The 13,997-nt window shown below is 56.1% G+C and carries 8 protein-coding genes and 1 other annotated feature; of the genes, 6 read left to right on the forward strand and 2 right to left on the reverse strand.

Annotation, left to right across the window (positions count from 1 at the left end; all coding sequences use genetic code 11):
- Positions 1-160: 160 nt before the first annotated feature.
- A complete protein-coding gene (locus tag FPZ49_RS22365; RefSeq protein WP_144851211.1) occupies positions 161-1,858 on the reverse strand; it encodes a methyl-accepting chemotaxis protein in 1,698 nt (565 codons plus the stop codon).
- Positions 1,859-2,169: 311 nt separating this feature from the next.
- On the opposite strand from FPZ49_RS22365, the gene FPZ49_RS22370 reads away from it, so the two are divergent.
- Entirely contained in the window at positions 2,170-3,651 is a 1,482-nt protein-coding gene (locus FPZ49_RS22370) for a glycoside hydrolase family 18 protein (RefSeq protein WP_186446007.1), read from the forward strand.
- Between the two features lie 52 nt (positions 3,652-3,703).
- On the opposite strand, the gene FPZ49_RS22375 is transcribed toward FPZ49_RS22370, so the two are convergent.
- The gene (locus FPZ49_RS22375) at positions 3,704-4,672 is read right to left on the reverse strand and encodes an aldo/keto reductase (protein ID WP_144851215.1); all 969 of its coding nucleotides are present in this window, start codon (positions 4,670-4,672) and stop codon (positions 3,704-3,706) included.
- A 173-nt stretch (positions 4,673-4,845) separates the two neighbouring features.
- Between FPZ49_RS22375 and FPZ49_RS22380 the strand changes: the two genes are divergently transcribed.
- The 5 genes from FPZ49_RS22380 to pheT all read left to right on the forward strand — a co-directional run bounded on the left by FPZ49_RS22380 (position 4,846) and on the right by pheT (position 13,873).
- On the forward strand, positions 4,846-5,532 hold the full coding sequence (locus FPZ49_RS22380; RefSeq protein WP_186446008.1) for a TetR/AcrR family transcriptional regulator: 687 nt from the start codon (positions 4,846-4,848) through the stop codon (positions 5,530-5,532).
- Positions 5,533-5,590: 58 nt separating this feature from the next.
- Complete coding sequence (locus FPZ49_RS22385) at positions 5,591-6,622, forward strand: LacI family DNA-binding transcriptional regulator (protein ID WP_144851219.1); 1,032 nt, start codon at positions 5,591-5,593, stop codon at positions 6,620-6,622.
- Positions 6,623-6,779: 157 nt separating this feature from the next.
- Positions 6,780-9,926, forward strand: coding sequence for an alpha-mannosidase (locus tag FPZ49_RS22390; protein WP_144851221.1), 3,147 nt, complete (start codon positions 6,780-6,782; stop codon positions 9,924-9,926).
- A 70-nt stretch (positions 9,927-9,996) separates the two neighbouring features.
- Positions 9,997-10,240: a binding site (T-box leader), on the forward strand.
- A 124-nt stretch (positions 10,241-10,364) separates the two neighbouring features.
- Positions 10,365-11,399 (forward strand): phenylalanine--tRNA ligase subunit alpha, encoded by a 1,035-nt coding sequence (pheS, locus tag FPZ49_RS22395; protein ID WP_144851223.1) that lies wholly within the window; start codon positions 10,365-10,367, stop codon positions 11,397-11,399.
- 29 nt (positions 11,400-11,428) lie between these two features.
- A complete protein-coding gene (gene pheT, locus FPZ49_RS22400) occupies positions 11,429-13,873 on the forward strand; it encodes a phenylalanine--tRNA ligase subunit beta (protein WP_144851225.1) in 2,445 nt (814 codons plus the stop codon).
- Positions 13,874-13,997: the final 124 nt, after the last annotated feature.

Genomic DNA, 13,997 nt, shown 5'->3' on the forward strand with positions numbered 1-13,997 from the left:
CCTTTAACGATTCTGGATAATGTTTAAATTTTTGTCCTTTAATCGCCATAAAAATGCACCCCTTAGAATTTATCGGATTAACCAAGGGGTTTTTCCAATGTCTATTCTAAGGGGTGCACTCTACAATATGGCAAGTGGACTCTTTTTCACTTTACACTCCCTACAGCTTGAAATGACGAATGCTCTCGCGAAGCTCTTCCGCCAGGCGGGACAGCTGCTCCGCACTGCCGGAGATGTGCTCCATCGAGGAGAGCTGCTGCTGCGAAGCGGCGGCTACCCCGTCCGTGTTCTCGCTCGAGGTCTGGGCGATACTGGCCGTCGAGGTCACCGAAGCGGAGACCTGCTCTGTGGCGGCCGCCATCTCTTGCGAGGTAGCGGATACCTCTTGCACATGCACATTCATATGGCTGATCGCATCTGCGATCGTCCGGAACGTTTGACCGGAGCCGTTCACGAGGGTGATCCCCTCCGCTACTTGGCGCGTAACCTCGTGCATCGCCGTCACCGTTTCTTCGGTTTCGGCCTGGATTGTAAGAACCCGCTCGGAAATGCCCTTCGCGGACTGGGCGGACTGCTCCGCCAGCTTCTTCACTTCCGTCGCGACGACCGCGAAGCCTTTGCCGTGCTCACCGGCCCGGGCCGCCTCGATCGAGGCGTTCAAGGCCAGCAGGTTCGTCTGATGCGCCAGCTCCGCAATGAGGCTGACGATGCCGCCGATATGCGTCGAGTGCTCACCGAGCTGCTCTACGCGCTTCGACGTCTGGGACGCCGTGCTGGAGATCGCCGTCATCTGACGCTCGGCCTCCGCCATCGCCTCCGTGCCCTTCGACGCGCTCTGCGTCGTATCGGAGAAAATCTCAGCCATATCCGCCGCTGTCTCCGAAATCCGCCCGATGCCGATGGCCATTTCCTCCATCGCATGCGCCGTCTCGTTCGCGGCCGCCAGCTGCTCACGCGAGCCGTCGGCGACCGTCTGCACGGAGACGGCGATTTGCGTGGCCGCCTTCGCGGTTTGCGCCGCACTTTCCGCCAGCTGGGCGGACAGCGCCGTGACCTGGGCGGAGGCGTCCGCCGAGCGGCTGATCGCCGCGTGCAGCTGCCGCACCATGCGGCTCAGCGCCTCGGCCAGCTGGCCGATCTCATCGCGGCTGCGGACCGCCAGCGGCTTCGTCGTCAGATCGCCGTCGGCGACGCGTATGATGCCTGCGGTAACCGCGCGCAGAGGCTGTGCCACGATGCGCAGGAACACCCAGCTGATCAATCCGGCCGCCAACACACCCAGAGCAAGAATGACGTAAATCCAGATCAGGCTGTCTTTGTGCGCTTTTTTCACATCCGCAGAGGAGGCTTCAGCGCCCTTCTGATTCATTTGCTCCAAATGCGTCAGATTGATCAGCAGCGCGCCAAAAATCTTTTGCCCGCCGTCAATGAGCACTTGGGCCTGGGCCGGAGAGGTTTTGCTGGCGACGAGTGTCTTCTGGGTATTTTTCTTAAATTCATCCCAGTTCGCGGTAAATTGCTTGAATTCCTCGCGTTCCGCATCCGACTGGATCCCTTTTTCATAGCTGGCTATGGTTTGGTCCAGCGTGTCATAGATTTCACCAATGGTTGATTCAATAGCCTTTCGCGCCTCCGGATCGTTCTTATCCCGGTGCTGGAAAACGAGGTTGAGCACGTGCTCGGTTTCATACCGGAGCGTGTCCATTTGATTAATCCTCGGCATCCAATTTTCGGTCACCAGTTCGACGCGGCTTTGCATGTACATCATGCGGTTCAAGGATAAGATCGCAGTGATGACGGTAAGCAGCAGCATCGTGATAAACCCCAGTGTTAACTTACGGCTGACAGTCCAATGCATAATTGGCCCCCTATATGTATGCAATTATTCGAACAAGTAATTCGACACGATGTGACAGAACCCTTTATTCAAACTTTTTAATTATACAGGAAAAAAATACCTAATTTTGCGACGTTCGTTACCAAAGTCATAGTATTTCAAACGCTTTCTAGTTCCCAGGTCTCTATCATGGCAATCTAGCGTTGGCGATAATAGGAGTGAACGGAAAACAATAGATTTCGTTGACAACTGACATCATGATTCCATGCTGTAACAGTTGCACTCCGAACAAAAACAGCAAGATTTACATCCAGAAGGGGAGGAAATTCGGTTTGAAACGTACGGTTGTTTTTCGTCATGTGCTAGTGGTGTCTATGATTCTATCTTTCTTTTTTGCGTTTTTCGCTCCTGATGCTTATGCAGCGAGGGATCGCCGAGCCCCAACCGCACCAACAGGGTTGAAGGTAACGAGCGTGACGGATCGGACGGCAGTTCTGGACTGGAATGCGGCGACCGATAATGTGAAGGTGACGTCCTATTGGGTGTACCAGGGATCGGCGCTGCTGACCAAGACAACAGGTCTCACTTACACGGCGACGGGGCTGACACCAGGTCAAAAATACACCTTCAGCGTAAAAGCCGCAGATGCCGCAGGAAACGTGTCGTCGTCAAGCAGTAGTGTAAGCGCAACGACATTGGCAAGCACACCTGCTCCAACGAAGAAAGCACTCATCGGCTATTACTCCGGCTGGTCGACCTATAACGGCAAGCAGGTGGCAGACCTCGACGGAAGTCAATTGACGCAGATTAATTATGCCTTTGCCGCAATCGGGCCGGATTTGAAAATCGCGCTGGGCGACTCGTACGCCGATGTAGAGCAGCGGTTCCCGAACGATACCGGAAGCGAGCCGTTTTTCGGAAACCTGGGTCAGCTGGTGAAGCTGAAGCAGCGGTATCCGCAGCTAAAAACCTTGATCTCGGTCGGCGGCTGGTCGGGGTCGGCCCATTTTTCAGACGTGGCACTGACCGAGGCGTCTCGTACGGCCTTTGCCAATAGCGCGCTGGCCTTTATTTTGAAATATAAAATGGACGGCATCGATATCGATTGGGAATATCCGGTGGCGGGCGGCGATCCGGGGAATATCACAAGACCTGAGGATAAAGTGAACTTTACGCTGCTCATGAAAAAGCTCCGGGAAACCTTGGACGCGCAGAAGGCAAAGGACGGAAAAACGTATTTGCTCAGCTTTGCCGCTGCAGCCGGCTCCTCCTATATCAACAATGTAGAGCTAAGTAAATTGCAGACTTACGTCGATTATGTCAACGTGATGAGCTACGATATGCATGGAACATGGGACTCGGAGACTGGGTTCAATGCGCCGCTGTACAAGGACCCTGCTGTCGGCTCCGCATCGGACATCGGCATTCATGACGTGATGCAGCTGTTTTTGAAGGCCGGCGTACCGTCAGGGAAGCTGGTCATGGGCGTTCCGTTTTACGGCTACAAATATGACCAGGTGGCGAATGTGAACCATGGCTTGTACCAAAGCTTCCAAGGCGGGAAGGCGCTGACTTATGCGGAGATCGTATCGGGCTACTTGAATCAGGGGTATACGCGGTATTACAATGCCGCTTCGCAGGCTCCGTATCTGTACAACGGTTCGAGCTTGATCAGCTACGACGACCCGGAGTCCGTGCAAGCAAAGGCTGCCTATGTCAAAAGCCAAGGCTTAGCCGGGGCGATGATCTGGACGCTGGGACAGGATACGGTGAATCGGGACCTGCAGTCTGCCCTGTATCGAGGCTTGCAATAAATAGGAAAAGGATGAGGGACGCAGCTGTGAGCTGTTCCTCATCCTTTTTTTATTAATACCGGCTGCCAAAGGTGGCTCCGACAGGCGCGAGCTCATTCAATCGGGCCAGCTCATCCGGTGTAAACTTAATCGAGAGCGCAGCGACATTTTGCTCCAGATACTTCACTCGCTTCGTGCCTGGAATAGGTACAATATCCTGACCTTGAGCGAGCACCCAAGCCAACGCCAGCTGTGCAGGAGTAACGCTTTTGGCCTCAGCAAGCTGCTGAATACCGTGGACAATCCGCAGGTTCTGCTCGAAAGCGGCATCCGTAAAGCGCGGGTTCTGCATCCGCCAGTCGTCAGCGGTCAGCTCGCTGCGGCTTGTAATCGTTCCGGTCAAGAAGCCCCGGCCAAGCGGACTATACGGGACGAAGCCAACGCCCAGCTCACGGCATGCATTCAGGATGTCCAGCTCAGGCTCACGGGACCATAAGGAATACTCCGTTTGCACGGCGCTAATCGGATGGACGGCATGCGCGGCCGCCAGCTGCTCCGGGGTAACCTCCGAAAGACCGAGATAGCGCACCTTCCCTTCCTTCACCAGCTCCGCCATCGCGCCTACCGTTTCAGCGATCGGCACCTTTGGGTCCGCCCGATGACAATAGTACAGATCGATGTAATCCGTGCCCAAGCGGCGCAAGCAGGCTTCGCAGGCTTCTTTAACATACTCCGGCATGCCGCTGAGTCCCAAATGCTGCGTTGCGCTGCGCAAAACGCCGAATTTCGTAGCAATCTGAACCGACGAGCGATGCGGCTTCAGCCCTTTTCCAACGAGTCGTTCATTGGCCCCCATCCCGTGCTCGTCAAACCCGTATATATCCGCCGTATCAAAAAAGGTAATGCCCAGCTCCAAAGCCCGATGCAGCGTCTCCAGCGACTCCGATTCATGGGTCTGGCCGTAAAACTCCGACATCCCCATGCAGCCCAAGCCCATACGGGACACTTGAAGCCCTTGTGCTCCTAATGCAGCAGCTTCCATTTCTTTTCCTCCTCGTCGATTCCTCAAAGTAGGATTTCATGGAACTAACCTTACCATACGGATCGCTAAAAAGTAAACTAATTAACTTAAAAAAGTTCAAATAGTATATTTTGTTTATGGATGATCGCTTTTACGGTATACTATGTACTACGAAACCAATGGAGGCAATTGCAATGGATTCCACGACGACGAGCTCCCCCGCAACCGATAAAGCAGCCAAGGCCATCGAGAAGCTGATCCTCAAGATTATCCCGATCATGCAAAGAAGCGGCTTCAGTCTGCTCAAGATGGACGAAGCGGCCAAAACGATGGATGTCAGCAAAGCGACAATGTATAAATATTTTGCTTCCAAGGACGAGATTGTGGAAAAGGTCGTAGACCATTTTGCAGAGTACATTTCGAAGATGGTTCAAGACATGCCGCAGGCGGACCAGGCCACTTACTACAAGTCTTTGAGGAAGGTGTTTCAGCAATCGCTGGTGATGGCGGTTTATTTGTCGGATGTGTTTCTCCACGATTTATCCAGCCTGTATCCGCAGCTCTATGATCGGCTGATGCAGCTGGTCGAAGTTCGCAATGCTCGGCTCGCTCAATTTTTCGCTGAAGGGATGGAGAGCGGCGTATTTCACCGGTTGAATCCGGTTGTGCTGATCCTTCAGATCGATACGATGCTTCGCAAAATGATTGACCCCAAGCTGCTGACGAGCCAGCATTTGTCGATGAAGCAGGCGCTAGCGGACTATTATGACATCATGAAGCGCCAGGTGCTGAAGCAGGATTTCGCTGCTGACCAGGACGAAGAGGACTCCGAGATGGAGAGCTTCTTGAATCACATGGTGCAAAAGCTGTCGCGTTACTAAACGACAATTGACTGCTTGTTATAACACGTGTTATTTTGTATTTGAGGTGTCTAGGACAATGAAGCGTGCAACCAGTTTTGATGTGGCCCAAAAAGCCGGCGTTTCCCGCAGTGTCGTCTCCGCGGTGCTCAACAACACGCGTGGCATCGGGGTCAGCGAGGAGAAGCGGCGGGCGGTGCTGCAGGCGATTGAAGAGCTGAATTATGTGGTCGATGTGCAGGCCAAAGGCATGCGCACCGGGCGCAGCCAGTGCATTGCCGCTTATGGAAATTTGAAAAATCCCTTCTTCGCGCAGATGCTCCAAGGGCTGCAGAAGGTGTGCAATGAGCGCGGCTACTATGTGCTGCTTTGCGGAGCGTCTGCGGATGCTGGCGTGGATCCGCGGAAGAAGCTGCTCGACCTTTTTCTGCAGCGGCGCATCGACGGGATCGTGTCCAAGGATACGACCGGCTATATGAACGAAGAGTGGGAGCGGGAAGTTCACCGGCTGAACATTCCGCATGTTTCCGTAGAAGGGTTCCCCGAATCGGACGGCATTGCATCCGTTCAAATGGACTACGGCCAGAGCGTTCGTGAGGCGCTGGATTATGCGTGGTCTCGGACGAAGCTGCCTCCAGTATATTTGGAGCTGTTTAACGGCCCGGTCCATGCTCCCAATTGGGGAGACCGGCATCGGACGCAGGCGTACCTAGCCTGGATGCGCGAGCATGGATTGGAGCCTAACGTGCTTCAAAAGCTCTATCAAGCTTGGCCGGAAGATGAGGCCTGGTGGTTCGATCTGGTGCACAGCTGGAAGGGGCGACAGGTCAGCGTGCTGACCAACTGGTCGCGTGCTTCGGTGGCGATTTACCGTGCGGCCTATGAGGTGGGCTTACGAATTGGCAGTGACGTGCATGTGATGGCTGCGGACAATACGGAGCAGCTGAACGAAGCGATGGTTCCGGCGTTAAGCGCGGTCGAGGTGCCTTATGCGGAAATGGGCGAGGCGGCGGCGCTGCGGCTGCTGGAGTACACGGAGGGCACGCGGGCGCTTGCCGATACCGAGCGGATCTGGCTGCCGGCAAAGCTGATGGCTCGGGAGAGCATGTAGCTGATGCGAAAGGAACCGGGGTCCGAGGGGCCCCGGTTAGACTGAAGCTTCACGGCAATGGATGCGCCTGCATGAACTGCAGTGTGTTGTATGCATAAAAACGCTCAATCATGCCAACTAATAACACGTGTTATAATTTATCGAGGAGGACTCATATATGTTATGGACGAAAGAAAAGCTGGCAGCACGAATCAAAGAGCTGGATGGATTCCGGTATCGTGACGAGCAGCGGGTGGCTAACCTGCGATTGCAAGAAGATCCCGAGGGAGAGATCGGCAGCCATCCGCCGGACAACGAGGCCTGGATGCCAGCACAGATCGGCGATCGCTGGATTGGCCGAGATTTGTATCTGTGGATTGCGTTCGAATTCGATGTACCTGCCGCTTGGGAAGGCCGTAAGGTGCTGGGCCGCTTCGATTTCGGACGTTCCGGAGGCAACAGCGGCTTCGAATCGCTGCTGTTCTTGAACGGCGAGCCGTACCAGGGCGTTGACTCGAACCACGAGGAAGTGTTCCTGCCGATGCCGCAATCTGCCGGCCAGCGGCTTGAATTCCGCGTGCGGATGTGGTCCGGGCTCAACGGCTACGGCAAGGCGGCGCCAATCGAGAATCAGCTCCGCATGGCGAATATCGGCTGGCTGGACGAAGCGGTCGACGACCTCTACTATACCAGCACCGCGGTGCTGCAAACCGTGCAGCTGCTCAGCGACAGCCGGCCGGAGCATCATGAGCTGCTCAGCGCCCTCGATCGGGCTTTTCTGCGCATCGATTGGTCGGCGCCGGGCTCGGAGGCTTTTTACGAATCGTTGTATGATGCCCGCGAAGTGCTGAACAAGCAGCTGGCGGCGATGCCGAAGCATCATCCGGTCACGGTGCAGTGCATCGGCCATACGCACATCGATGTGGCGTGGCTGTGGCGTCTGAAGCATACGCGGGAAAAATCAGCCCGCTCTTTCTCCACCGTCCTGCGCCTGATGGAGCAGTACCCGGACTACGTGTTCGTGCAAACCCAGCCGCAGCTATACGAATACATGCAAGCGGATTATCCGGAGCTATACCAGCAAATCCAAGCGCGTGTCAAAGAAGGCCGCTGGGAAGCGGGCGGGGCGATGTGGCTCGAGGCGGATTGCAATCTGACGTCAGGCGAATCGCTTGTTCGTCAGCTGCTGTACGGCACTCGTTTTTTCCGCGAGCAATTTGGGGTGGAATGTCGTTACCTGTGGCTTCCGGACGTGTTTGGCTACAGCTGGGCACTCCCGCAGATTTTGAAAAAATCAGGCATCGACATGTTCATGACGACCAAAATCAGCTGGAACCAATATAACCGAATGCCGCACGATACGTTCCATTGGAAGGGCATTGACGGCAGCGAGGTGCTGACGCACTTTATCACTACACCGGATAATGGAAGCAGCGAAGGCGCGTTCTATTATACTTACAACGGCAGCATCACCCCGAAATCGGTGCAGGGGATTTGGGACGCCTATCGGGACAAGGAGCTGAATCAGGAGCTGCTGCTGGCTTACGGCTACGGCGACGGGGGCGGCGGCGTCAATCGTCCGATGCTGGAGATGCGGCGCCGGCTTGCGGCGATGCCAGGCTTGCCTAAGGTGACGACAGGCCGAGCGGACGAGTATTTCGACCGGCTGCAGCAGCAGATCGCCTCTACCGACCGGTATGTGCATACGTGGGACGGCGAGCTGTATTTGGAGCTGCACCGCGGGACCTACACGAGCCAAGCCTTCGTGAAGCGGGCGAACCGGAAGCTGGAGCTGCTGTACCGGGAAACCGAATGGCTGAGCGTGCTGGGCAGCGTGCTTCGCTCGGATTGGAGCGCGTACCCGCAAGCGGAGCTGCTGGAGGGCTGGAAAATCATCCTGCGCAACCAGTTCCACGATATTATCCCAGGCTCTTCTATTGGTGAGGTGTACGAGGATTGCCGCGTAGAGTATGCGGAGGCATACGACATTGCCGGCGTAGCATGGAAGAAGGCCGCAGGCGCGCTGACCGGTGGTGGAGCGGCGGAACGTCACTACACTGTGCTCAACAACGCCTCCTGGCAGCGGGACGATGTGGTGCGCATTCCAGCGGCTGATCTGGAAGACGGAAGCTGGGTGGATGCGGAGGACCGCCCGCTGATCGCACAGCGTTCAGGTCAGGACTGGCTGGTTCAAGCCAAAGGGCTGCCTTCGATGGGGTACTCCGCGATCCGGTTTGCCACTGCTGGTCAGCAGGCTTTGGAGACAACGCCGTTCGAAGCGACGGCTGCTGGCATTTCCACCCCGTACTATACGATCGAGTGGGAGGCGGCATCGGGCCGGCTGACGCGGATTTACGATAGGCAGCATGGACGCGAGGTGCTTACTGCCGGCGCCTTCGGCAACGAGCTGCAGGTGTTCGAGGATAAGCCGAAGGGACGCCATGAGGCGTGGGATATCGATATTTTTTATCAGGAAAAAATGCGCTCGGTATCCGACCTCAAGCACGCGGTGGTGGAGGAAGTTGGTCCGCTGCAAGCGGTGGTGCGGTTCGCTTGGGCTTACGGCAAGTCGACCATTGAACAGCGCATGATCGTGTACGCCCGCAGCCGGCGAATTGATTTTGAGGCCCGGGTTGATTGGCACGAGCAGCGCCAGCTGCTGAAAGCGGCGTTCCCGGTCGATGTCCGGGCGACGGAAGCAACCTTCGACATCCAGTTCGGGAATGTGAAGCGTCCGACGCACTGGAATACAAGCTGGGATTATGCGCGGTTTGAGACGGTTGGCCACCAGTGGGCGGACTTGTCCGAACGCAGCTATGGCGTAAGTCTGCTGAACGATTGCAAATACGGCTATGACATTAAAGGTAACGTTATGCGCCTGTCGCTCATCAAATCGGCGCTGGTACCGGACCCTCAGGCGGATCAAGGATTGCATGAGTTTACGTACTCGCTCTTCCCGCATGCCGGAGATTGGTATGAAGCCGGTACCGTGCAGGAAGCGTGGTCGCTGAACAATCCGCTGACGGCCGCCATCGGCAAGCCTGAGCGAGCGGCCTTGTCGCTGGTTGGCCTTGCCGGAGCGGCTGCGGCTCACGTCATGATCGATGCCGTCAAAAAAGCGGAGGATCAAGACGCGGTAATCGTTCGGATGCACGAGTTCGGGGGCATGCGCGGTGAGGTGCAGCTGACCAGCGGCGCTCCCATTGCAAGCTGGCAGGAGACGGATCTGCTGGAGCGTCCGGAGGGTGAGGCCCAAACAGGAGCGCCGGTTGTTTTTGACATCAAGCCTTACGAGATCAAAACGTTCCTGCTGCAGCTCAGGTAACCGAGGGGACGCTGGCGCCCCTTGCATAAGAACCTGCGATTGCATATAATACTTGGTAAATCCATAAAGCCAAAATGCTTTGACGGAGAAAAGTAAGCAGTGCTTCTTCACAGGGAGGGAACGCCGTAGATTGAGAGCGTCCCCGAGGAATTCAGGCTGCCGAAGTTCGCTCCCGAGCAGTCCTTTGAAACCGCTGAGCGGCAAGTAGGAGGAACCGGTCGTTACGACGAACCGTTACGTTGAATGAAGTGAGAAGCTTGCCTGACTGGGCATTCTTCTAACAAGGGTGGTACCACGGCTTTTTCGTCCCTTATACGGCAGTTAGAATTCCGGCGTTTACGCACGGGTCTAGCTGCTGGCATATGCGGAGGAAGAGCCTTTTTTGCGTTATCGGGGTATGGAAAATGGAGGAAGTAAACGAGGAGGGTATTCAGGACCATGAAGGAACGATTGCTATCGTTGAAGGAAGAGGCGCTAAGCGAGCTCTCCCAGGTGGAGAACCAGCAGCAGCTGAACGATCTGCGGATCAAGTATTTGGGTAAAAAAGGGCCTTTGACCGAAATTTTGCGCGGCATGGGCGCGTTAAGCGCAGAAGAGCGTCCGATCATCGGGCAAGTGGCCAACGAGGTGCGCGGAGCGATCGAGGAAGTGATCGAGGCGAAGCAAGCCGACTACAATGCGGCTGAAACCAATGCGCGTCTGGCTGCAGAGACGATCGACGTAACGCTGCCGGGCCGTCCGGCTGCTCGTGGTGCCGTGCATCCGATCAGCAAGGTCATTCAGGAGATCGAGGATATTTTCGTCGGGATGGGCTACACCGTGGCTGAAGGACCTGAGGTTGAGCAGGACTACTACAACTTCGAAGCGCTCAATCTGCCGAAAAACCACCCGGCGCGCGACATGCAGGATTCGTTCTATGTGACCGACGAGATTCTCATGCGGACGCATACGTCCCCAGTGCAGGTGCGCACGATGGAGAAAATGAAGGGTGAAGTGCCGGTCAAAATCATTTGCCCAGGCCGTGTATACCGCCGGGATGACGACGATGCGACGCACTCCCATATGTTTACGCAAATCGAGGGCCTTGTCATTGACAAAGGCATTCGCATGAGTGACCTGAAAGGAACGCTGCTCCAGTTCGTGCAGGAGCTGTTCGGCAAGAACACGCAAATTCGGATGCGTCCGAGCTTCTTCCCGTTCACAGAGCCGAGCGCGGAGGTCGATGTGACCTGCGCCATGTGCGGCGGACAGGGCTGCCGGGTATGTAAGCATACGGGCTGGCTGGAAATTTTGGGCTCCGGGATGGTGCATCCGCGCGTGCTCGAGATGGCTGGCTACGATCCGGAAGTGTACAGCGGATTCGCATTCGGTCTCGGTGTAGAGCGCGTTGCGATGCTGAAATATGACATTGAAGACATTCGTCATTTCTATACGAACGATCTGCGGTTTTTGAAGCAGTTTGTTCATCTGTGATCAGAAGAGAGAGGAGCGTGAGCTAAACGATGAAAGTTTCTTATCAGTGGTTGTCGCAATATGTGGATGTGAGCGGATTTACCGCATCGGAGCTGGCCGAAAAGCTGACCCGCAGCGGCATTGAAGTCGATATCGTGGAAAACCGCAATAAAGGCGTAGAACAGGTGGTCGTCGGGTTCGTCAAGGCTCGCGAGAAGCACCCGGATGCCGATAAGCTTAGCGTTTGTACCGTCGATGTGGGGCAAAGCGAAGACCTGCAAATCGTGTGCGGAGCGAAAAATGTAGCGGCAGGCCAAAAGGTGCCCGTAGCGATCGTAGGCGCAAAGCTGCCGGACGGTCTAGTCATTAAGCGCGCGAAGCTGCGCGGTGTAGAATCGCAAGGCATGATTTGCTCGGCGAAGGAGCTGGGTCTTAACGACAAGCTGCTGCCAAAAGAAATTCAGGAAGGCATTCTCGTGCTGCCGGAGAACACGCCAATTGGCGAGAGCATCCTCGATGTGCTGGCGATTGCCGATGAGGTCATGGATCTTGACTTGACGCCGAACCGTTCGGACGCTTTGAGCATGCTGGGCGCGGCTTATGAGATCGGAGCCATCCTCGGGCGCGAAGTGAAGCTGCCAAGCAGCGAAGCAAGTGAGAGTGGAGCGGCAGTCAAAGCGGCGGATCGCATCTCCGTGGAGATTACCGCGAAGGAGCAGTGCTCGCATTACGCAGCCCGTCTGATCGAAGGCGTAAGTATCGGCCCCTCCCCGCTCTGGATCCAAAACCGTTTGATGGCGGCAGGCGTGCGCCCGATCAACAATATCGTCGACGTGACGAACTACGTCATGCTGGAATATGGTCAGCCGCTGCATGCATTTGACGCGGACCAGCTCGCGAACGGCCATATCGATGTGCGCATGGCGCGCGAAGGCGAGCAGCTGGTAACGCTGGACGGCGTAGAGCGGACGCTGGAGCCGCATATGCTGCTGATCACTGACGGCACGAAGCCGGTGGCGATCGCAGGCGTGATGGGTGGAGCCAACTCGGAGGTAACCGAGGGCACGACGCGCATTTTGCTGGAGTCGGCGAAGTTCGACGGCGGAACCGTGCGCAAGACGTCCCGTCAATTGGGGCTGCGCTCTGAAGCTTCGCTTCGTTTTGAGAAGGAAGTGAATCCGGAGGCCGTGATTCCTGCACTCAACCGCGCTGCGGCACTGATCGCCGAGCTGGCGGGCGGGAAAGTCGCTTCGGGCATCGTGGAAACGAAGGTTGGCGAGCATAAGCCGGTACAGATTGCCATTACGGTGGAGCGCATCAACGGCTATCTCGGAACGGCTTTATCCGAGGAGCAAGTAAAGGCGATTTTTGATCGGTTGAACTTTACTGTGGAAGCGCAGGGGCAAGGTAGTCTGGTAGTGCATGTGCCTAGCCGCCGCGGAGATATTACTCGCGCTGTGGATCTGATCGAAGAAGTGGCGCGTCTGCACGGCTACGATAACATCCCGACGACGCTTATGAACGTGGTGACGACGCCGGGTGCACTGACGAAGGAGCAAAAGATTCGCCGCTTGACCAGAACGCTGCTTACGAACAGCGGGCTGCATGAGGCGATTACGTATTCGTTTACGCATCCGGAGCAAATCAGCGAGTACGCGGGGGCTTATACGGATGTGAAGCCTGTCGCTCTGGCTATGCCGATGAGCGAGGAGCGCAGCGTGCTGCGTACGAGCTTGATTCCGCATCTCATGGATGTCGCTGTATATAACCGCAACCGAAATACGGATGATGTCGCCGTGTTCGAAATGGGACGCGTGTTCCTGACGGGCGAAGAAGCACTGACCGGATTGCCGCAGGAGAAGCTGCTGCTGGCCGCTCTTTTGACCGGTAAGCGCAGCGAGCTGCATTGGACAGGGAAGCCGGGCCAGGTTGATTTTTATGATCTGAAGGGGATCTTTGACGGTCTGGTCAGCTATTTGGGCATTCCGGGCGTTCGCTTCGTGAAGGCGCAGCCGGATGGCTTCCATCCGGGTCGTACGGCACAGATCGAAGTCGAGCTGAACGGTGAGCGTAAAGTGATCGGCATCATCGGACAGCTGCATCCGGCACTGCAGCAGCGCAAGGATTTGGCGGATACGTACGTGCTTGAGGTGGAGCTGGACGCACTGGCGGAGCTGGCCGACGAGCAGTTCACGTATCAGCAGCTGCCACGCTTCCCGGCGATCAGCCGCGATATGGCGCTGGTGGTTGGACGCGACGTCGCTGTGGGCGATTTGCTTGAGACCGCCAAAGCTACGGCAGGCGCGCTGCTCGAGTCGATTCAGGTGTTCGACATTTATACCGGTGAACGTCTTGGAGCGGACAAAAAGAGCGTGGCTATCTCGCTCGTGTATCGTACCTTGGAGCGCACGCTTACGGATGAGGAAGTCAGCGAATTGCACGCGAAAGTGGTCGCTGCACTTGAAACGTCCTTCGGAGCGGAACTCCGCAAATAAAGGGCTTTGCAGGGCGCGGATTTTTCCCCGAAAACAATCCGGATAGATCCCTAAAAGTCTTATAGCTACAGCAGGAAAAGCGATTCTCCGTATCGAACTATTTGTTATGCTAATGTTTACCTGT

Source organism: Paenibacillus cremeus (assembly GCF_007786445.1).
Taxonomy (GTDB): domain Bacteria; phylum Bacillota; class Bacilli; order Paenibacillales; family NBRC-103111; genus Paenibacillus_G; species Paenibacillus_G cremeus.

Excerpts from the sequence above, each read along its gene's own strand:
- FPZ49_RS22365 (WP_144851211.1), bottom strand. The coding sequence starts at position 1,858 with ATGCATTGGACTGTCAGCCGTAAGTTAACACTGGGGTTTATCACGATG.
- FPZ49_RS22375 (WP_144851215.1), bottom strand. The coding sequence starts at position 4,672 with ATGGAAGCTGCTGCATTAGGAGCACAAGGGCTTCAAGTGTCCCGTATG.
- FPZ49_RS22380 (WP_186446008.1), top strand. The coding sequence starts at position 4,846 with ATGGATTCCACGACGACGAGCTCCCCCGCAACCGATAAAGCAGCCAAG.
- FPZ49_RS22385 (WP_144851219.1), top strand. The coding sequence starts at position 5,591 with ATGAAGCGTGCAACCAGTTTTGATGTGGCCCAAAAAGCCGGCGTTTCC.
- FPZ49_RS22390 (WP_144851221.1), top strand. The coding sequence starts at position 6,780 with ATGTTATGGACGAAAGAAAAGCTGGCAGCACGAATCAAAGAGCTGGAT.
- pheS (WP_144851223.1), top strand. The coding sequence starts at position 10,365 with ATGAAGGAACGATTGCTATCGTTGAAGGAAGAGGCGCTAAGCGAGCTC.
- pheT (WP_144851225.1), top strand. The coding sequence starts at position 11,429 with ATGAAAGTTTCTTATCAGTGGTTGTCGCAATATGTGGATGTGAGCGGA.